This is a genomic window from Duganella guangzhouensis (assembly GCF_009674535.1).
In the GTDB taxonomy this organism is placed as follows: domain Bacteria; phylum Pseudomonadota; class Gammaproteobacteria; order Burkholderiales; family Burkholderiaceae_D; genus Rugamonas; species Rugamonas guangzhouensis.
Genome location: NZ_WKJK01000004.1, coordinates 345,173 through 364,441, shown reverse-complemented (window position 1 = coordinate 364,441; position 19,269 = coordinate 345,173). Strand labels below are relative to the sequence as shown.

The 19,269-nt window shown below is 62.1% G+C and carries 14 protein-coding genes; 6 read left to right on the top strand and 8 right to left on the bottom strand.

Annotated features, from left to right (window positions below):
• Window positions 1-21: 21 nt before the first annotated feature.
• The 8 genes from ahpF to GJ699_RS10290 form a co-directional block, all read right to left on the bottom strand.
• Window positions 22-1,620, bottom strand: a complete 1,599-nt coding sequence (ahpF, locus tag GJ699_RS10325) for an alkyl hydroperoxide reductase subunit F (RefSeq protein WP_154375742.1) — start codon at window positions 1,618-1,620, stop codon at window positions 22-24.
• A 96-nt stretch (window positions 1,621-1,716) separates the two neighbouring features.
• Complete coding sequence (gene ahpC, locus GJ699_RS10320; RefSeq protein WP_154375740.1) at window positions 1,717-2,280, bottom strand: alkyl hydroperoxide reductase subunit C; 564 nt, start codon at window positions 2,278-2,280, stop codon at window positions 1,717-1,719.
• A gap of 86 nt (window positions 2,281-2,366) precedes the next feature.
• Window positions 2,367-5,171, bottom strand: coding sequence for an EAL domain-containing protein (locus tag GJ699_RS10315; protein WP_371867521.1), 2,805 nt, complete (start codon window positions 5,169-5,171; stop codon window positions 2,367-2,369).
• A 142-nt stretch (window positions 5,172-5,313) separates the two neighbouring features.
• A complete protein-coding gene (locus GJ699_RS10310; protein WP_154375738.1) occupies window positions 5,314-6,753 on the bottom strand; it encodes an RCC1 domain-containing protein in 1,440 nt (479 codons plus the stop codon).
• A 205-nt stretch (window positions 6,754-6,958) separates the two neighbouring features.
• The gene (locus GJ699_RS10305; protein ID WP_154375736.1) at window positions 6,959-9,352 is read right to left on the bottom strand and encodes a YgiQ family radical SAM protein; all 2,394 of its coding nucleotides are present in this window, start codon (window positions 9,350-9,352) and stop codon (window positions 6,959-6,961) included.
• 214 nt (window positions 9,353-9,566) lie between these two features.
• A complete protein-coding gene (locus tag GJ699_RS10300; protein WP_154375734.1) occupies window positions 9,567-9,842 on the bottom strand; it encodes a DUF4404 family protein in 276 nt (91 codons plus the stop codon).
• Between the two features lie 167 nt (window positions 9,843-10,009).
• Window positions 10,010-12,136 (bottom strand): M3 family metallopeptidase, encoded by a 2,127-nt coding sequence (locus GJ699_RS10295; RefSeq protein WP_154375732.1) that lies wholly within the window; start codon window positions 12,134-12,136, stop codon window positions 10,010-10,012.
• A gap of 17 nt (window positions 12,137-12,153) precedes the next feature.
• Window positions 12,154-14,286, bottom strand: coding sequence for a M3 family metallopeptidase (locus GJ699_RS10290; RefSeq protein WP_371867520.1), 2,133 nt, complete (start codon window positions 14,284-14,286; stop codon window positions 12,154-12,156).
• Window positions 14,287-14,856: 570 nt separating this feature from the next.
• On the opposite strand from GJ699_RS10290, the gene GJ699_RS10285 reads away from it, so the two are divergent.
• From GJ699_RS10285 to GJ699_RS10260, 6 genes are all read left to right on the top strand, one after another.
• Entirely contained in the window at window positions 14,857-15,114 is a 258-nt protein-coding gene (locus GJ699_RS10285; protein ID WP_154375730.1) for a Flp family type IVb pilin, read from the top strand.
• A gap of 118 nt (window positions 15,115-15,232) precedes the next feature.
• On the top strand, window positions 15,233-16,741 hold the full coding sequence (locus GJ699_RS10280) for a Tad domain-containing protein (RefSeq protein WP_154375728.1): 1,509 nt from the start codon (window positions 15,233-15,235) through the stop codon (window positions 16,739-16,741).
• Window positions 16,738-17,571, top strand: a complete 834-nt coding sequence (locus tag GJ699_RS10275; RefSeq protein WP_154375726.1) for a TadE family protein — start codon at window positions 16,738-16,740, stop codon at window positions 17,569-17,571. Before GJ699_RS10280 ends, GJ699_RS10275 begins: the two co-directional genes overlap by 4 nt.
• Window positions 17,572-17,590: 19 nt before the next feature.
• Window positions 17,591-18,385 (top strand): hypothetical protein, encoded by a 795-nt coding sequence (locus GJ699_RS10270; protein WP_154375724.1) that lies wholly within the window; start codon window positions 17,591-17,593, stop codon window positions 18,383-18,385.
• Between the two features lie 12 nt (window positions 18,386-18,397).
• Complete coding sequence (locus tag GJ699_RS10265; RefSeq protein WP_154375722.1) at window positions 18,398-19,096, top strand: hypothetical protein; 699 nt, start codon at window positions 18,398-18,400, stop codon at window positions 19,094-19,096.
• Entirely contained in the window at window positions 19,093-19,269 is a 177-nt protein-coding gene (locus GJ699_RS10260; protein WP_154375720.1) for a hypothetical protein, read from the top strand. Before GJ699_RS10265 ends, GJ699_RS10260 begins: the two co-directional genes overlap by 4 nt.

Genomic DNA, 19,269 nt, shown 5'->3' with positions numbered 1-19,269 from the left:
GCAATGCAATGTTGGCGAAACTTAGGCGGTCAGCGCGTGCTTTTCTGCCGATTCGGTGACGGCTTCGTCGTCGTCCGAGCGGATCAGGTGGTCGAAGGCCGACAGTGCCGCTTTCGCACCCTCGCCGGTGGCGATGATGATCTGCTTGTACGGCACGGTGGTAACGTCGCCGGCGGCAAACACGCCCGGCAGCGAGGTCTGACCACGCGCATCGACTTCGATCTCGCCGTGACGCGACAACGCCACCGTGTCCTTCAGCCACTCGGTGTTCGGCACCAGGCCGATCTGCACAAACACACCTTCCAGCTCAACCTTCTTGGCTTCGCCCGACACCCGATCCTTGTAGCTCAGCGCGTTGACGATCTTGCCGTCGCCGTGGATCTCGGTGGTTTGCGCCGAAACGATCACGTCCACGTTAGGCAGGCTGCGCAGCTTGCGTTGCAGCACCGCGTCGGCGCGCAGTTCAGCGCCGAACTCGATCAGCGTCACATGCTTGACGATGCCGGCCAGGTCGATCGCCGCTTCCACGCCGGAGTTGCCGCCGCCAATCACCGCCACCCGCTTGCCCTTGAACAGCGGACCGTCGCAGTGCGGGCAGTAAGCCACGCCGTGGTTACGGTATTCCTTCTCGCCCGGCACGTTGATTTCACGCCAGCGAGCGCCAGTCGCCAGAATCACCGACTTGGCTTTCAGCACCGCGCCGGAAGCGGTCTGCACTTCGATGCGCTTGCCCACCGACACCAGCTTGCTGGCGCGCTGGGTGTTCATGATGTCGACTTCGTATTCCTTGACGTGCTGTTCCAGCGCGACGGCAAACTTCGGCCCTTCGGTCTCTTTCACCGAAATGAAGTTCTCGATCGCCAAGGTGTCCAGCACCTGGCCGCCGAAACGCTCGGCCAGCACACCGGTACGGATGCCTTTGCGGGCGGCGTAGATGGCCGCCGCGGCGCCGGCGGGGCCACCGCCGACGATCAGCACGTCGAACACGTCTTTCTTGCTCAGCTCAGCCGCCTGGCGCACGCTGGCATTGGTATCCAGCTTGGCGAGGATTTCCTCGACCGAGGTACGGCCCTGGCCGAAATGCTGGCCGTTCAGGAACATCATCGGCACCGCCATGATTTGGCGCTCCTCGACTTCCTTGGCGAACAGGCCGCCGTCGATGGTGGTGACTTTGATGCGTGGGTTAATCACCGACATGGCGTTCAGCGCCTGCACCACGTCCGGGCAGTTATGGCAGGTCAGCGACATGAAGGTTTCGAATTCGTAATCGCCATCCAGGTTGCGGATTTGCTCGATCACGGCTTCGTCAAATTTGATGGTGTGGCCGCCGACTTGCAGCAGCGCCAGCACCAGCGAGGTGAATTCGTGGCCCATCGGAATCGCGGCGAAACGCACGCTGATATCGGTGCCGGTACGGTTGATGCTGAACGACGGTGCGCGTACGCCAGCTTCGGTGCGCTCGACCAGCGAGATCTTGTCGCTCAACTCGCTGATTTCGAGGAGCAGTTCTTTCATCTCACGGGCTTTGGCGCTGTCATCGAGAGAGGCGACCAGCTCCAGTGGATAAACCACTTTTTCCAGGTAGGCTTTCAACTGGGTTTTGAGGGTAGCATCCAACATGATTTTCTTCCTTTACAAATATTTAGGCGTATGCCGGGCCGGACGCCCGGTCCGGCATCGCGGTAACTACTTGTTTGCTGCTTTGTCAGTCAAGATTTAGATCTTGCCGACCAGGTCCAGCGATGGGGTCAGGGTAGCTGCACCCTCGGTCCATTTAGCTGGGCACACTTGGCCTGGGTGCTCGGCAACGTATTTCGCTGCTTTGACTTTGCGCAGCAGTTCCGAAGCGTCGCGGCCGATGCCGTTGTCGTGCACTTCCAGCACTTTGATCTGGCCTTCTGGATTGATCACGAAGGTGCCGCGCAGCGCCAGGCCTTCTTCTTCGATCATCACTTCGAAGTTACGCGACAGGGTGCCGGTTGGGTCGCCGATCAGTGGGTAGTTCACTTTCTTGATCGCGTCCGAGGTGTCGTGCCATGCTTTGTGCGCGAAGTGGGTGTCGGTCGACACGCCGTAGACTTCCACGCCCAGTTTGGCGAATTCAGGCTGTTGCTCGGCCAGGTCTTCCAGTTCGGTTGGGCACACGAAGGTGAAGTCGGCTGGGTAGAACATCAGAACGGACCACTTGCCTTTCAGGGACTCGTCGCTCACGTCGATGAATTTGCCGGCGTGGTATGCGGTAGCCTTGAATGGTTTGATTTGGGTATTGATCAGGGACATTGTGGTTTCCTCGTTGGGTTGTGAATCAATGAGACGCCAGTTTAAGGGTTTTTACCCTATTTGCAAAATTGATTGTTCCAATAGTTTCAATTGGATTTAACTATGGAAGCAGCTGTCGAGATAGCTTTGTGCAAAAAAGCGTCGAACTGGTCGGCCGGCATCGGTTTGGCGAACAGATAGCCCTGGCCGTAGTCGCAGCCGGCGGCCGCCAGCAGGGCGCGCTGCTCCGGCGTTTCCACCCCTTCCGCGATCACTTTCAGGCCCAGCTTGTGGGCCATGACGATGATCGCTTCCGACAGCGCCATGTCGCTCGACTCGGGCGCCAGGTTGCGGGTGAAGGAGCGGTCGATCTTCAGGTAATCGATGTCGAACTTCTTCAGATAGGACAGCGACGAGTAGCCGGTGCCGAAGTCGTCCAGCGCGACCTGGATGCCGGCGTCGCGCAGCTGCAGCAGACGGCGGCTGACGGCGTGGCTGGCGTCCAGCAGCAAGCCTTCGGTGATTTCCACCACCAGCGCCTGGCCGGGCAGCGCCAGCGTTTGCAGATGCTGCAGCCAGCTCTGATAAGAACTGCCCTCGCGCTGGAATTCCAGCGGCGACTGGTTCAGGCTGACCTGGAATGCCGGGTCCACCTGCTGGCGCCAGCGCAGCGCCCAGTTGGCCGATTCGCGGAACACCCACTCGCCGATCTCGATAATCAGCCCGCTCGACTCGGCCAGCGGAATGAATTCCAGCGGACTCACCAGCCCGCGCTGCGGATGATTCCAGCGTATCAGCGCCTCGGCCTTGTGGATGGTGCCGCTGTCCAGATGCACGATCGGCTGGAAATACAGTTCGAACTGATTGCTCTTGAGCGCGCCGCGCAAATCATTGGTCAGACGCATGCGGCTCAGCGCCGCCACCTGCAGCGCCGGCGTGAAATAGCTATAGCGATTGCGGCCGGCTCCCTTGGCCGCATACATCGCCTGGTCGGCGTGCTTGAGCAGATCGTCGATCTCCAGTGCGTCGTCGGGATACAGCGTGATGCCGATGCTGGCCGACACAAACGCCTGCTCCGCGTCCAGCTCGAACGGCAGCAGCAAGCGATTCAAAATGGCCTGAGCGATGCGTTCCACATGGTCCGGCGCCTCCAGCTCGCACAGGATGACGGTGAATTCGTCGCCGCCCAGCCGCGCCACCGTGTCCGACTTGCGCACGCAGGCGCTGATGCGGCGCGCGGCGTCGACCAGCAACACATCGCCCTGCTGGTGGCCAAGCGTGTCGTTGACTTCCTTGAAGTGGTCGAGATCGATGAACAGAATCGCCAGCCGCGACTTGTCGCGCTGCGCCTTCAGCAAGTCGTGGCCCAGCCGGTCGAGGAACATGCGGCGGTTGGGCAGCTGGGTCAGGGTATCGAAGTTGGCCTGCTGCCAGATCAGCTGTTCGCTCTGCTTCTTGGCGGTCACATCCTCGATCATGCACAGGTGATGCGGATGGCTGCCGGCCTCGGTGTCGATGGCGTTCACCGACACCTCGATCCAGGCCACGCTGCCGTCCGGCTTGAACAGCCGGCTGACCGCCTTGAAGCTGCCGATCTGCTGCGCGGTCAGCAGCGCCATCTGCGCCTTGACCTGCACGATGTCATCCGGATGGGCCACATCCAGCCAATGCATGGCGCGCAACTCCTGCTGCGAGCGGCCGAGAATTTCCTGGTAACGCAGATTGATGTCGCGGTATTCATAACTGATCGAATCGATCAGCGCGATGCCCAGCGGCGACGCCTCAAACATGGTGCGGAAGCGCAGCTCGCCCTTGCGGATCGCTTCCAGCGCCTTCTTGCGCTCGCGCGCCAGCAAACTGAAGTGGATGGCCGCGCCCAACACCAGTACCAGCGCCGCCACCGCCAGCGCACGATACAGCCAGGTCAGGCTGGTGCGGCTGGTGTCGATGCGGTATAGAAAGCCCTCAAAGCCGGCGTTCTTCTGCATCATGCCGAGGCCGGCGTAGACCTCGGCAATATGCTGCCAGCGGTCCGGATTCATGTAACCGATTTCCACCAGCACCGGCTGCACCAGCGGCACCATCTGACGCGCTTCGTACAGCAGGTGCTGGCGGTCGCTGCGACGCGAATACTTGTTGAGGATGAGGTCGGCCATCTCCTCCTGGTGGCTCATGGCCCACTGCCAGCCGCGCATGCTGGCGGCGCGGAATGCCTTGACCCGGGCCGGATGGTTGGCCAGCTCGGCCTCGCTGGTAAACAGGTTGTCGCCGTAAAAATCGATGCCGACCGAGCGCGGGCTGTAAATATCATAGGCGAATCCGAGGCGGTCGAAAGTGTCCGGCTCGTTGGTGGTGTAAACCGCCATGCCATCGACGCGGCCGCTGATCAGATCGTCCGGATTGAAGCTGTGCGCCACCCGCTGGAAGCTGGCCGGTGGCACGCCCTCCTTGGCCAGATAGGCCAGCAGCTCGTCGGCGTTGCCGAGGTCGTCGGTGAGGGCGTCGATCATGACCCGCTTGCCGATCAGGCGGCGGATGTCGGGCTCGCTGCTGGTCTGGCGCATCGCCAGCGCGTACGGCGAATGCTGGAAGATCACGCCCAGCACCACCACCGGCTTGCCGGCCATGCGCGCCAGCAGCAGACCACTGCTGCCGGTGCCGTACTCGGCGCGGCCGGTAATCACTGCGCGCTCGGGCGCGTTGCCATCCGTGCCCTCGAGGATGCGCACCTCCAGCCCGGCATCCCGGTAATAACCGAGCTCCTGGGCGGCGTAATAGCCGGCGAACTGAAACTGGTGCACATGCTTGAGCTGCAGCGTGACTTTTTCCACCGCCAAGACCGGGGCGGCCACCAGCAACAGGGCGGCGACACACAGCTGAGCTAGGGCTAGGGCATGGAAACGGACTGGCACGGGCACCCCGGAAGCAAACGGTACTGGCTCTAGTGTAGCCGCTTCCCCGTGCCGGCCGTACAAAAAGCAACGGACGGCCGGGCTGCCGCCCGCCGTCCGTTGTTGCGCCGCCAAGCCGGCGCTTATTAGCTTAGTAACTGAGTTAGTAAGCGATATTCACCGGCGTCGACGAAGTGGTGTTGCTGGCGTTGCCCAGCTGGCCCTCGGTGTTGCGGCCCCAGGTCCACAGCGTGCTGTCAGCCTGCATCGCCGCCGTGTGATTGGCGCCGGCCGAGACCGCTTTCCAGGTTTTCAGCGTGCCGATCTGTACCGGGTACAGGCTGTCCGTGCCGCCGTCGCCCAACTGGCCCTGATCGTTCAAACCCCAGCCCCACAACGTGCCGTCATTCTGCACGCCCATGCTGTGCGCAGCGCCACCGGCAATGCGCGCCCAGTTGGTGGCGGTGCCAACTTGCACCGGTGCCGATTGCAGACTGCTGCCGTTGTTGCCCAGCTGGCCGGAATCGCCCTTGCCCCAGGCGTACAGCGAACTGTCGGCCTTGATCGCCAGCGAGTGGAAGCTGCCGACCGCCACCGACAGCCAGGTCGCGGTGCCGATCTGCGTTGGCGCCGTCACGTTGCCGCTGCTGGTGCCAGTGCCGACCTGACCGTAGGTGGCGCTGCCCCAGCCCCACAGCGTGCCGGTGCTCTGGATGCCGACCGTATGCGAATCGCCGGCCGCCACCGACAACCAGCTGGCGGTGCCGATCTTGGTTGGCACCAGCTTGTCGACCGTGGTGCCGTCGCCCAGCTGGCCGTTGACATTGCTGCCCCAGGTGTACAGCGAGGAAGTGGTGGTGCTGCTGGAGGTGGTGGTCTGCAGTGCCGCCACGTGGGCGCGGCCGGCCGACACATAGGTCCAGGTCTTGGCGCTGCCGATCTGCACCGGGGTCAGGCGGTCGGTCTGGGTGCCGTCTCCCAGCTGACCGTTCAGGTTGTAGCCCCAGGCCCACAGCGTGCCGTCGGTGCGGATCGCCACCGCGAAGCGGTCGCCCACCGCCACCTGTTTCCACAGCGTGGAGTTGCCGGACACTTGCACCGGCGCGTTGCGGTCGGTGCTGGTGCCGTCGCCCAGCTGGCCGCGGATGTTCGAGCCCCAGCTGTACAGGCGGCCATCGGCCTTGAGCGCGATGGTCTGGTTGCCGCCGGCCGAGAACTGGGTCCACGGCGCGATCACGGTCAGGTTGATCGAGCCAACCACGGTGCCGGAGGTGGCGGTGACGGTTTCGCTGCCGACCGCCTTGGCCGTGACCACGCCGCTGGTGGCCGCCGACACCACGGTGGTGGCGCCAGACTTGGTGGCCCAGGTGGCGCCACTGATCTGCTTGGTCGAGCCGTCGGAATAAGTGCCGGTGGCGGTCAGCTGGGCGGTGGTGCCGACCACCATCGAGGTCGACGCCGCCGAGGTGATGGCGATGCTGGTCAGCGTGACGGTGCCGGACGAACTGCTGCTACTGCTGCCGCCACCGCCGCCACCACCACAGGCGGCCAGAATGGCAAACAGAGGGACCAGCAATAGCGAGGAGAATTTAAAGTTTTTCATGATCTTCCAGTTCACAGAGTGGTTCTGCGGTGTCCGGCAGTGTAGCCCGCCGTGACAGTCCTAGATGGGACGAGCAGGACTGCATTATCCACGTTATTAAGCGGATACTCCAATTTAACAACATTTCTCCATGGCACAGATAAAAAAAAGGCAGATACCGTGGTATCTGCCTTGTTGTGTTGCATGTGTGATGCTTACTTGGTGCTTATTTGCGGCCGCCGCGCGCCGGTTTGGCGCCCTTGGCCACCGGCGCCGCAGCAGCCGGCTTGCGGACCTTGATGGTGTCCAGGATCGACGGCTTGGCCTTGGTTTCCACCGTCTGGCGTGCGGTCAGCGAACCGGTCAGCGCGTTCGGCCGGCCGCGCGCGCCGGCGCCCGGAATCGCCTTGCCGCCGCGCTTGTCCGCGCCCGGCGCCAGCATCGGCATCGCCCGCTTGCCCTGCGAGGCTTTGAAGTTTTCCTCGCCCACCACGTACGGCGGGATCAGGTGGCGCTCGCCGGTGCCGATCAGATCGCCCCGGCCCATGCCTCGCAGTGCCTCGCGCAGGATCTGCCAGTTCTTCGGATCGTAGTAACGCAGGAAGGCCTTGTGCGCGCGGCGCTGCTTCAGCGTGCGCGGCGTGAACACTTCCTCCGAATCGTCGGTCACCTTGTGCAGCGGATTGCGGCGCGAGTGGTACATGGCGCTGGCCATCGCCATCGGCGTTGGCATGAACGTCTGCACCTGGTCGAGGCGGAAGTTGTTCTTCTTCAGCCACAGCGCCAGATTCAGCATGTCCTCATCGGTGGCGCCCGGGTGGGCGGCGATGAAGTACGGAATCAGGTACTGCTTCTTGCCGGCTTCCAGCGAATACTTCTCGAACAGCGCCTTGAACTCGTCGTAGGCGCCGATGCCCGGCTTCATCATCTTGCTCAGCACATTGCTTTCGGTGTGCTCGGGCGCGATCTTCAGCAGGCCGCCGACGTGGTGGGTCACCAGTTCCTTGACGTACTCGGGCGAACGCACCGCCAGGTCGTAGCGCAGGCCGGACTGGATCAGAATCTTCTTCACGCCCGGGATCGCGCGCGCCTTGCGGTACAGCTTGATCAGCGGGTTGTGGTTGGTGCCGAGGTTAACGCAAATCGACGGATACACGCACGACAGGCGGCGGCAGGTCGATTCGATTTCCTTGTCCTTGCAGTTCAGACGGTACATATTGGCGGTCGGGCCGCCGAGGTCGGAAATGATGCCGGTGAAGCCCTTGGTCTTGTCGCGGATGTGCTCGATCTCGCGCAGAATCGACGGTTCCGAGCGGCTCTGAATGATGCGGCCCTCGTGCTCGGTGATCGAGCAGAAGGTGCAACCGCCGAAGCAGCCGCGCATGATGTTGACCGAGAAGCGGATCATTTCCCACGCCGGAATATTGGCATCGCCATAGCTCGGGTGCGGGGCGCGCGCGTAGGCCATGTCGTAGACGTTGTCCATCTCATCCATCTGCAGCGGCAGTGGCGGCGGATTCATCCACACATCGCGGTCGCCGTGCGCCTGCACCATCGCGCGCGCGTTGCCCGGGTTGGATTCCAGGTGGAACACGCGCGAGGCGTGCGCGTACATCACCGGATCTTCCACCACGGTTTCGTAGGACGGCAGCCGCACCACGGTCTTGTGGTGCTTTTCCAGTTCCATCGCGCGGCGCTCTTCGCGGCTCATGATGCGGATCGGCTTGACCACCTCCGTCGGCGCCGGCGGCGCTGGCGGCTCGGCGTTGATGGCGGCCTTGGTCGGCTCCACCATGGCCGGATTCACTTCCTCGGCCGGTTTGTTATCGGTCGCGCAGGTCGGCGAATTCGGCGTCACCATCAGGTAAGGATCGACGTGCTTGTCGATCTTGCCCGGCATATCGACGCGGGTGCTGTTGTGCACGCCCCATTCCTCGCCCGGCATCCAGCCGGCCGGCACCAGGAAGGAGGTGCCGCGCAGGTCGCGGATGGTCTTGATGTTCTCGCCATCGGCCATGCGCTTGGTGAGGTCGACCAGCGCGCGCTCGGCGTTACCGAAGATCAGCATGTCGGCCTTGGACTCGAACAGCACCGAGCGGCGCACCTTGTCCGACCAGTAATCGTAGTGGGCAATGCGGCGCAGCGACGCTTCGATCGAACCGATCACCACCGGCGTGCCGGGGAAGGCTTCGCGGCAGCGCTGGGCGTAGACCGATACCGCGCGATCCGGGCGCTTGTTGGGTTCACCGTTGGGGGTGTAAGCATCGTCCGAGCGCGGCTTGCGGTCGGCGGTGTAGCGGTTCACCATCGAATCCATATTGCCGGCGGTGACGCCGTAATACAGACGTGGCTTGCCGAGCGCACGGAAGGCGTCGGCCGACTGCCAGTCCGGCTGGGCGATGATGCCGACGCGGTAGCCTTGCGCCTCCAGCAGACGGCCGACCAGCGCCATGCCGAAGCTCGGATGGTCGATATAGGCGTCGCCGGTCACCAGGATGACGTCGCACTCGCTCCAGCCGAGCGCATCCATCTCTGCGCGGGACATCGGCAAGAAGGGCGCAGTAGGAGCGCGGGCAGACCGCTTCGGGACGGCCGCAAATAAATTGGTAGGGGGATTCATGGGGCGGTATTGTACCGGAAATGCTGGCGCTCCGCTCATCGTGTGCGGAAAATTCTTTTACTTTTCAATCACTTGTGAGAAATGATGTCAGTCTCACATTGAAATGGGCCAGGACTTTGCTATAACGTAGGAGCGGCGGCACATTGCGCTGCAAATGCCGGTGTTTGAGTAACGCTGGCCGCCCGGGGACCTGGCTTCCCCGGGTTTCTTATTTTCAGACCCCGATATTCGACAATATCGTACCCAGTTCGCGCAGCGCCGGCTCCAGTTGCGGATGCTTGACGGCGAACTTGGCCGACAATTCCTGGGTACGCTCGGCCAGGCCGTAGGTGCTGGTGTCGCCCGGCTCCGGCGCCGCGCCACGTTCCAGCAGCGTGGTGATATCGCCGTTCAACTGTTGCAGCAGCTCCAGCAACTCCTCATCCACCGGCCCGGCCTGAGCCAGACGTTCGTGCAGCGTTTTGAGTGATGCTTTCAGGTTACTGTCCATGATCGTCCTCAATGTTTGCGGGTGCAGACTTATCTTACTCGCAAAGCGCTTGAAACGCGATTCAGCCATCTGCGCCAGATCAACACCAGCGTGAACTCGCCCACGTAAGGAACCGGCATAACGATGACTAAACGCAAATGCGGGGCCAGCTGGCCCCGCTTGCTTGATTACTTCTCGGTCAAACCACGGCGTTCCAGCAGCGGTTCGATCTTGGCGTCGCGGCCACGGAAGTTGCGGTACATTTGCATCGCGTCCATGGTGCCGCCTTTGGACAGCAGCATCTTGCGGAAGTAGTCGCCGTTCTTGCGCAGCATGCCGCCGTTTTCGGTGAACCATTCCACGGTGTCGGCATCCAGCTTCTCCGACCACAGGTAGCCGTAGTAGCCGGCCGAGTAGCCGCCCGCGAACACGTGCGAGAAGTAGGTGGTGCGGTAGCGCGGTGGCACCGGCGCATAGTCAACACCGGCCGCCTTCAGCGACGCCGCTTCAAAGCTCAGCACATCCGATGGCATCTGCGATACGCCCAACTGGTGCCATTTCTGGTCCAGGATCGACGCCGCCAGATACTCGGTGGTACGGAAGCCTTCGTTGAATTTCTTCGACGCGATCACCTTGTCCAGCAGTTCCTTCGGCATCGGCGCGCCGGTCTGATAGTGCTTGGCGTAGTTCGACAACACCTCAGGCCACACCGACCACATTTCGTTGACCTGCGACGGGAATTCGACGAAATCGCGCGGCACGCGGGTGCCGGAGAAGCGTGGGTACTTCACGTTGGAGAACATGCCGTGCAGCGCGTGACCGAATTCGTGGAACATGGTGCGCAGTTCGTCGTAGGTCAGCAGCGTCGGCTCGCCATCGTTCGGCTTCGGAATGTTGAGGTGATTCGCCACCACCGGATGGGTGCCCATCAGCGACGATTGCGACACATAGGCATTCATCCACGCGCCGCCACGCTTGTTGGAGCGGGCGTAGAAGTCGGCGATGAAGATGGCCAGTTGCTTGCCGTTTTCATCGAACACGTCGAACACGCGCACGTCCGGGTTGTACACCGGCAGATCCTTGCGCTCCTTGAACGACAGGCCGTACACCTTGTTCGCCGCGTAGAACACGCCGTTGGTCAGCACGTTATTCAGCTCGAAGTAAGGACGCAGCTGGTTCTGGTCGAAGTTGAAGCGCTCGGCGCGCACCTTGTCGCTGTAGAACGACCAGTCCTGCGCGGCCAGCTGGAAGCCGCCGTTTTCCTTGTCGATCACGGCCTGGATTTCAGCGCCTTCCTTCTTCGCGTTGGCGACGGCAGGACGGGCGAATTCGGACAGCATCTTGTTGACGGCTTCCGGATCATGCGCGGTCTGGTCTTCCAGCGAATAGGCGGCGAAATTAGGATAGCCCAGCAGCGCGGCCTTCTCGGCGCGCAGCTTGGCCAGCTGCAGCACCACTTGCGTGTTATCGAACTTGCCGCCATGGCTGCCGCGCGCCAGCGACAGCGCCATCAGCTTCTCGCGCACCGCGCGGTTGGTCAGATCGGACAGGCTGGCCTGGCCGGTGGTGTTCACCACCGGGATCAGGAATTTGCCATCCATGCCCTTGGCCTTAGCGGCGGCTGCCGCAACGGCGATCGCCTTGTCCGACAGGCCGGCCAGTTCTTCACGCGTGTCCACCACCAGCGCCGAAGCGTTGGCTTCTTCCAGCACGTTCTGCGCGAAGGTGGTTTGCAGCTTGGCCAGTTCGGCGTTCATGGCTTTCAGCTTTTGCTTGTCGGCGTCCGACAGCTGCGCGCCAGCGCGCACGAAGTCGGTGTGATAGCGCTCCAGCAGGTATTTGGACTCCGTATCCAGATGCAGCTTGTCACGCTTGTCGTACAGCGCCTTGATGCGCGCATACAGCTTGCTGTTCAGGCGAATCGCATCGTTGTGCGCCGCCTGTTTCGGCGACAGCTCGCGCTCCAGCGCCTTGAAGGTGTCGTTGGTGTTGGCGCCCGACAGATTGCCGAACACGCTGGACACGCGCGACAGCAGCTGGCCCGACTTCTCCATCGCGACGATGGTGTTGTCGAAGGTCGGCGCGGCCTTATTGTTGGCGATGGCCTCGATCTCGACGGCCTGCTGGCGCATGCCTTCATCGAACGCCGGCGCATAGTCTTCGTTCTTGATCTTGTCGAAGGCCGGATAGTTGAACGGCAGGGTGCTCGGCTTGGCGAACGGATTCGAGGCCGGCAGCAGCGATGCCGGTTCCGCATGGGCGATGCTGAAAACAGCCGCCACGCTGGCGGCGATGATGACGTTGGTGCGATTCATTCAATATCCCTTTTCGATTATTTACCAGTCAGACCACGACGCTCCAGCAGCGGCTCGATCACCGGATCGCGGCCACGGAAGTTGCGGAACAAATTCATTGCATCGTCGGTGCCGCCGCGCGACAGCAGCTTGGCGCGGAACCAGTCGCCGTTCTTGCGCAGCAGACCGCCGTTTTCCTTGAACCATTCGACAGTGTCGGCATCCAGCTTCTCCGACCACAGATAGGCGTAGTAGCCGGCCGAATAACCGCCCGAGAAGCTGTGCGAGAAGTAGGTGGTGCGGTAGCGCGGCGGCACCGGCGCGAAGTCCACGCCCATGTCTTTCAGCGACTGCGCCTCAAACGCCAGCACGTCGGTTGGAATCTGCGCCGGGGTCAGTTGGTGCCAGCGCTGATCCAGCAGCGATGCCGACAGATACTCGGTGGTCAGGAAGCCCTGGTTGAATTTTTTCGATGCGATCACCTTGTCCAGCAATTCCTTCGGCATCGGCGCGCCGGTCTTGTAATGCTTGGCGTAGTTGGCCAGCACTTCCGGCCACACCGCCCACATCTCGTTGACCTGCGATGGATACTCGACGAAGTCGCGCGGCACGCTGGTGCCGGAGAAGCGCGGATACTTCACGTTGGAGAACATGCCATGCAGCGCGTGACCGAATTCGTGGAAGGCGGTCTTCACTTCATCGTAGGTCAGCAGCGTCGGCTCGCCGGCCGGCGGCTTCGGAATGTTGAGGTGATTCGCCACCACCGAGTGGGTGCCCAGCAGCGACGATTGCGAGATGTACTCGTTCATCCACGCGCCGCCTTGCTTGTTCGGGCGGGCATACATGTCGGCGATGAAGATCGCCAGCTGCGAGCCGTCGGCGTCGAACACATCGAACACGCGCACGTCCGGGTTGTACACCGGCAGATCCTTGCGCTCCTTGAAGGTCAGGCCGTATTCCTTGTTAGCGGCGAAGAACACGCCGTTGATCAGCACATTGTCCAGCTCAAAGTATGGCTTCAACTGGTTCTCGTCGAAGGCGAAGCGCTGCGCGCGCACCTTGTCGGTGTAATAGGCCCAGTCCGACGCGTCGATCTTGAAGCCGCCTTTTTCAGCATCGACCACCGCTTGCAGGTCGGCCGCTTCCTTCTTGGCGTTGTTGACGGCCGGCTTGGCCAGTTCGCCCAGCAGCTTGTTGACCGACGCGGTGTCGTGCGCGGTCTGGTCTTCCAGCGAGTAGGCGGCGAAGTTGGCGTAGCCCAGCAGCGTGGCTTTCTCGGCGCGCGCCTTGGCGATCTTCAGCACCACCTCGCGGTTGTCGAATTCACCGCCATGGCTGCCGCGCGCCAGCGACAGCGCCATCAGCTTTTCGCGGGTGGTGCGGTTGGTCAGTTCGGCCAGCGGCGGCTGGCCCGAGGTGTTGACCACGGCGACGAAGAATTTGCCGTCCAGGCCCTTGGCCTTGGCTGCGGTGGCAGCGGCGTCGATGGCGGCGGCGCTCATGCCGGCCAGTTCTTCACGCGTATCCACCACCAGGCCGGAGGCGTTGGTTTCCTTCAGCACGTTCTGGGTAAACAGGGTTTGCAGCTTGGCGATGTTGGCGTTGATGGCTTTCAGCTTGTCCTTGTCGGCCGCCGACAGATTGGCGCCGGCGCGCACGAAGTCGGTGTGGTAGCGCTCCAGCAGGTGCTTGGATTCGGCGTCGAGTTTCAACGCATCGCGCTTTTCGTACAGCGCTTTGACGCGCGCCCACAGCTTTGGATTCAGGTAGATGGCATCGGCGTGCGCGGCCAGCTTGGGCGACATTTCGCTGTCGATGGCGTCCAGCTTGTCGTTGGTGTTGGCGCCTTGCAGATTGCCGAAGATGGTTTGCACGCGGGTCAGCAGCTCACCGGATTTTTCCATCGCCACGATGGTGTTGTCGAAGCTCGGCGCCGCTTTGTTGTTGGCGATCGCGCTGACTTCCTTCAGCTGGATGCGCATGCCTGCGTTGAAGGCCGGGATGAAATGCTCGTCCTTGATCTTGTCGAACGCCGGATAGTGGAACGGCAGCGTGCTGGCGGTGGCCAGCGGATTGCCGGCCAGCGACGCAGCCGGAGCTGCGGCCAGCACGGTTTGCGAGAACGCCAGGCCAAGCGCGGCCGCGACAAGAAGCATTTGTGGACGGGACATAGTCATCTTTCAAAAGAAGAGCGGGGAAAAATGCTGACAAGACAAAATTGCAGCAGATAAGCGGCAAATCATAGCAGCGGGTCCGGGGAGCGTCACTGGCAAAAAATGCTGCACTGCATTTGCTTGGAAAATACCGATGTTTTCCGAACAAAGATCTGTCCTATTGGAAATTTCCATCAAAAATGACGTAAATGCGCAACATGTGACGTACAAAAACAACCAATAAAAAGCAGTGATTTCATGGCGTTTCCAAAGCTTGAAAACGCTGGCGAAAAGCGCGCTGACGCACCCTCGATCAAATTTCCTACTTGCAATCTGAATCCAAGTTCACACTAGGAAGATTGTTAAAAAGTCACCAATTATCACCTGCAATAATTTCCAAATACCATTTCTTATAATATAAAACATTATCCTATTAGAAAATTTCCCAATACCATAAATATTCTCGCCTTCGGCGCACGATAGCGGTGAGCGAACGCACGGTTGACACCCCCAAAATCGAAATTATATTATTTGCATGCTTTATTAATATCTTTTCGTTTATTCACCACCACATAAGGGGGATTATCCATGCGTAAATTAAAACGCGGCCAAGGGATGATGGAATACGTCATCATCGTGGCCATGATTGCCGTCGCCGCCATCGGCGTGTACTCGGTCTTTGGCCAAACCATCCGTAACCAGACCTCGGGCCTGGCCAATGAGGTAGCAGGTAAGCAATCCGCCGCACAGATCAGCGCGGCTGGCGACACCGCCACCACCGCCGCCAGCCGTGCCAACACCCAGAAGGGTATGTCCGAATATAACAAGGACAACGACGCTAAATAAATGCGCCCTATCTCTTATTGCCGGGAATATATTTTTCCCGGCTTTAATTAATTAATCCGTTTATTAATTCTGACTGGTGTGAATAATCCACCGTCATTCTCTGCGTCTAAAACACGTCATGCGAGCGACCTTATCCAGACAGCGCGGCCAGGCCATGGTATTCACGCTGGCATTCGGTGTGGCCACCGGCCTGGTGGCATTGCTGCTATTCAATAGCGGCATGCTGGCCAACACCAAGACCCGCTTGCAAAACGCGGCAGACGCCGGCGCCTACAGCGCCGGCGTGCTGCAGGCGCGCGATCACAATTTCTCGGCCTACACCAACCGCGCCATGATCGCGAATCAGGTTGCTGTCGTTCAACTCGCCAGCCTCAAGTCCTACCTCGAAGACGCCGCCGATACCCATGACCGCATGGGCGGAGCGCTGCTGACGGTGGAGGCCCTGCTCCCGGTCGACAAGCCGCTATGGGACACCGGCAAATCGCTGCCGATCGAATCGGTGAATGCGGCCTTTTCCGCCGTTGCCGGCCCCGCTGTCAAGGGGCTGGATCTGCTGATCAAAGGCTATGAAACGGCGCAGGAGGCACATCACGTCGCCACCGCGCTCAACATGGCGCAGGTGGCCGATGAAACCATCAAGCGCAATGATCCGGACGCGCAGCTGACCAAAGCGGCGTTCTTCGTCGGCCGTACCACGGTGCAAGTCAAAGCCTGGAACGACTCGACCCAGCGCCTGCGCGCCAATGGCACGTCGGCCGAGTCCGACCGCTTTGGCGACGCCGTGGTCAGCGATAAGTCGACCGACCTGTTCACCCGCTTCCGCGGCTCGGTGCCCACGCCGCAATGGCGCAATACCGAAGTCACCCTATGCCGGCTGCTGCCCAACTATGTGAGCTCCAACACTTGGTTTATGTTCACCCACGCCGGCAGCAGCCTGCTCAGCACCAACAAGAAACGCTGGCTGTCGATGGACGCCACCGTCGGCGCAGGCTCGCAGAGCTGTACCTTCTGGTATCCATGCTGGACCGGCATCTGCTATACCACCGAGACTTCACCGCTGTTCGACAATAACTTTATCGGCGGCTCGGGTGGCGCGGTGGCCGGCGAAGATGGCGGCTACAACACCTCCACCGGCTACAAGAATAATCCGACCATCAGCAAACTTTACGGCGGCGCCATCGCGCTGCCGTCTGGCTGGATACGCTATATCGAGGGGCCTGGCACGACGCTGGACAGCGCCGGCGGCCTGCAAGACTACTACCGCGATGTGTCCAACGCCAGCGGCAACAAACCCAAGGACCAGACCCCGGAACTGAACGGCGCCGCCTGGTCGGTCACGCTGGAAGCCGAGCACACCGGCGACAAGATCCGCACCGCCGCCAAGATCCTGCCGGACGCCACCCGCATCCATCTGACCGACGGCATGCAGGGCGACACCCTGCGCGCGCTGGCCGGCGCCCAATCGTATTTCTACCGCGCCAAGGACGACGGCAGCATGTTCACCCGCAGCGGCTGGCATCGCAGCGATGGCAAGACCGAGATGATGAACCTGTTCAGCCCGTACTGGCAGGCGCGCCTCAGCGACCGCAGCAACGCCGACCGCGCGGCATCATGGGCGGCGCAATGAAGGCGCGGCTCATACAACGCGGGCACCCGCCGCGCGGCCAAGCCATGGTCGAATTCCTGGTCGGCGCGATGTTCGTGCTGATCCCTCTGTTCCTGGCCATCGTCGCGCTGGGCAAGCTGAGCGACGTGCAAAGCACCGCCACCATGGCGGCGCGCTACGCGGCATGGGAACGCACCGTGTGGTATCCAGGCGGCGGCGACTTCGACAGCATCAACGCACCCAATCAGAAATCTGCCGACGCCATCGGCAAGGAGATCGCGGTACGGCTGCTGAACGACCGCAGCGGCCTGCAAATCAAGGACACCGACAAAAACGCCACCACGCTGGAAAACGGCACCGACCCACTGTGGCGCGACAACGAAGGCAAGGCATATCTCGACAACTACAACCAGTTGGCCAGCAATCTCGGCAACGAAGCGCCGGCCACCGATGTTGCCGGCGCCGTCATCAACACGCTGAAAAACGTCAGCGTCAAAGGCCTGGTCGGCTTTGTGCCACCGCTGCCGACCGACACGCTGGCGGTGGCGCAATACACGCTCAACGACGTCGGCAAGAACAGCGACGCCTACCGCCGCCTGTGGCCAGGCGATAACGGCTGGCAAGGCATGAGCTTCAACGCCACCGGCGCCATCCTGTCCAACACCTGGGGCGCCAACGCGCGCGGCGGCACCAACGACATGGTCAAGCGCATGGTGCCGACCGCGCAGGGACTGGGCGCGGTGGTGCAAACCGCCCGCGCCGGGCTGGCGCCGTGGGACCCGACCCAGCCTTCGCGCATCGAGGTCGGCAAGATCGCGGTCGATGTGCTGCCGGATGACCGTCTCAAATAGACTCAGAAAAGGAAATCAAGTGCGTCATTTTTACCTTATCTTCACGCTGGGCCTGGGCGCCAGCGCCGGCGCCGCCGAATCGGTGTCGCAGGCCGACCTGCTGCGCATCCTGCCGCCGCCCGGCCTGTATCGCATCGACAAGGATGGCAGCACCACCCATATCGCCTCCGGCATGGGCGCGCACGAGGAGCATCGCAACGACATCCGCACTGTCACCAGCAACGCGGGCGACGGCACCAGTGTGCGCCAGCAATACGCCGACCGGCAGGAAACCGCCTGCGTGCCGGTGCGCAATCTGAACGCGCCGGTGATGCCGCCGGCGTTCGGCTCAGCCACCTGCAAGACGCTGTCGACCAGCGTCAACGGCAACCAGCTGATCCATACCGCGCAATGCCAGACCGGCCGCATGACGCTGACCATCACGCGGCTGGACGATCAGCAATGGGAATACCGCCATGAAGGGGAATGGGGCGCTGGTGGCAGCGCCAAAAACAATCTGACGTCGCTGCGGCCGATGCTGGAACAGATGGCGCGCAGCGCGCCCAACGAAGCCGACCGCAAGAAGGCCCGCGAAGCGTTGGCCAAGCTACCGCAACAACAGGCCGAGGCGGACCAGAAAATCGCCGCCGCCGTCGCCGCCGCACGCCAGGCGGAACGCAATGCCAAGACGCCGGAAGAGGCGGCCGCCATGCGCAAGACCGCGCAGATGATGGAAAACCAGGCCAGCCTGCCGCCGCAGTTCAAGGACGTCGGCGTTTCGCGCTGGACCCGCATCGGCAACAGCTGCGGCAGCGCCGCCAGCAAACCACGCTGAATGGAGACCGCCATGCCCATCGCCACCTTGCTACGCCCGTTACGCCTGCTGGCCGCCCTGTGCTGCGGCTGCGCCATGCAAGCGGCGCTGGCCGCGTCGGCCTGTCCCACCAGCGTCCCGGCCGGTCTGGCCGCCACGCCGGTCAGCAACGGCGTGGTCACCAGCGGACTGGCGATGGACATCAGCCAGGTCAGCGGCAAGGAAGACGTTGAAACCATCCTCGGCCGCACCGAACAGGCATGGAAAGCCGCCGGCCTGGAGCCGCGCCGCAGCAGCACGGTCGGCTGGCAAGTGCTGGCGGTGCAGGGCAACAACTGTCTGCTGACGCTGCAGCTGACCAAGCGCGATGGCAGCTTCGGCTATCTGGCGCGCAGCAAGCCGGCGCCATCGGCACCGACCGCCGCGTCGATGGGCGTGGCGCTGCCGCCCGGCACCAAGGTCGATTCCAGCGTGGCCAGCAACGATGATGGCCGCCAGGGCGTGGTGGTGGCGGCGCACTCCAGCCTGTCGCTGGCGCAGCTGTCGCAGTACTTCATGGAACAGCTGGCCCAGGCCAACTGGAGCGCCACCCGCTCGCATCAGGTCACCGACCGCAGAAACGGCATCAGCACGCTGTTCGTCACCGCCCAGCGCGACCGCCAGCAAGTCGAAATCGTCGCCTGGCCGGAGCGCGGCACGCAGATCGTCATGACTGTGGCGGAGGCGTTATGAAACGCAGTCGCCTCCCTCGCGGCCAGGCCATGACCGAGTACACCGTGGTGCTGCTGTTCGTGGTGGTCGGCCTGATCCTGAGCAGCATGGACCCGTCGCCGGTACAGGCGCTGGTCGACGCGCTGAAAAGCGCCTGGACCGCTTTTTCCTACGTGATTTCTTACAGTGTCTGA

Excerpts from the sequence above, each read along its gene's own strand:
- ahpF (WP_154375742.1), bottom strand. The coding sequence starts at position 1,620 with ATGTTGGATGCTACCCTCAAAACCCAGTTGAAAGCCTACCTGGAAAAA.
- ahpC (WP_154375740.1), bottom strand. The coding sequence starts at position 2,280 with ATGTCCCTGATCAATACCCAAATCAAACCATTCAAGGCTACCGCATAC.
- GJ699_RS10310 (WP_154375738.1), bottom strand. The coding sequence starts at position 6,753 with ATGAAAAACTTTAAATTCTCCTCGCTATTGCTGGTCCCTCTGTTTGCC.
- GJ699_RS10305 (WP_154375736.1), bottom strand. The coding sequence starts at position 9,352 with ATGAATCCCCCTACCAATTTATTTGCGGCCGTCCCGAAGCGGTCTGCC.
- GJ699_RS10300 (WP_154375734.1), bottom strand. The coding sequence starts at position 9,842 with ATGGACAGTAACCTGAAAGCATCACTCAAAACGCTGCACGAACGTCTG.
- GJ699_RS10295 (WP_154375732.1), bottom strand. The coding sequence starts at position 12,136 with ATGAATCGCACCAACGTCATCATCGCCGCCAGCGTGGCGGCTGTTTTC.
- GJ699_RS10290 (WP_371867520.1), bottom strand. The coding sequence starts at position 14,286 with ATGTCCCGTCCACAAATGCTTCTTGTCGCGGCCGCGCTTGGCCTGGCG.
- GJ699_RS10285 (WP_154375730.1), top strand. The coding sequence starts at position 14,857 with ATGCGTAAATTAAAACGCGGCCAAGGGATGATGGAATACGTCATCATC.
- GJ699_RS10280 (WP_154375728.1), top strand. The coding sequence starts at position 15,233 with ATGCGAGCGACCTTATCCAGACAGCGCGGCCAGGCCATGGTATTCACG.
- GJ699_RS10275 (WP_154375726.1), top strand. The coding sequence starts at position 16,738 with ATGAAGGCGCGGCTCATACAACGCGGGCACCCGCCGCGCGGCCAAGCC.
- GJ699_RS10265 (WP_154375722.1), top strand. The coding sequence starts at position 18,398 with ATGCCCATCGCCACCTTGCTACGCCCGTTACGCCTGCTGGCCGCCCTG.
- GJ699_RS10260 (WP_154375720.1), top strand. The coding sequence starts at position 19,093 with ATGAAACGCAGTCGCCTCCCTCGCGGCCAGGCCATGACCGAGTACACC.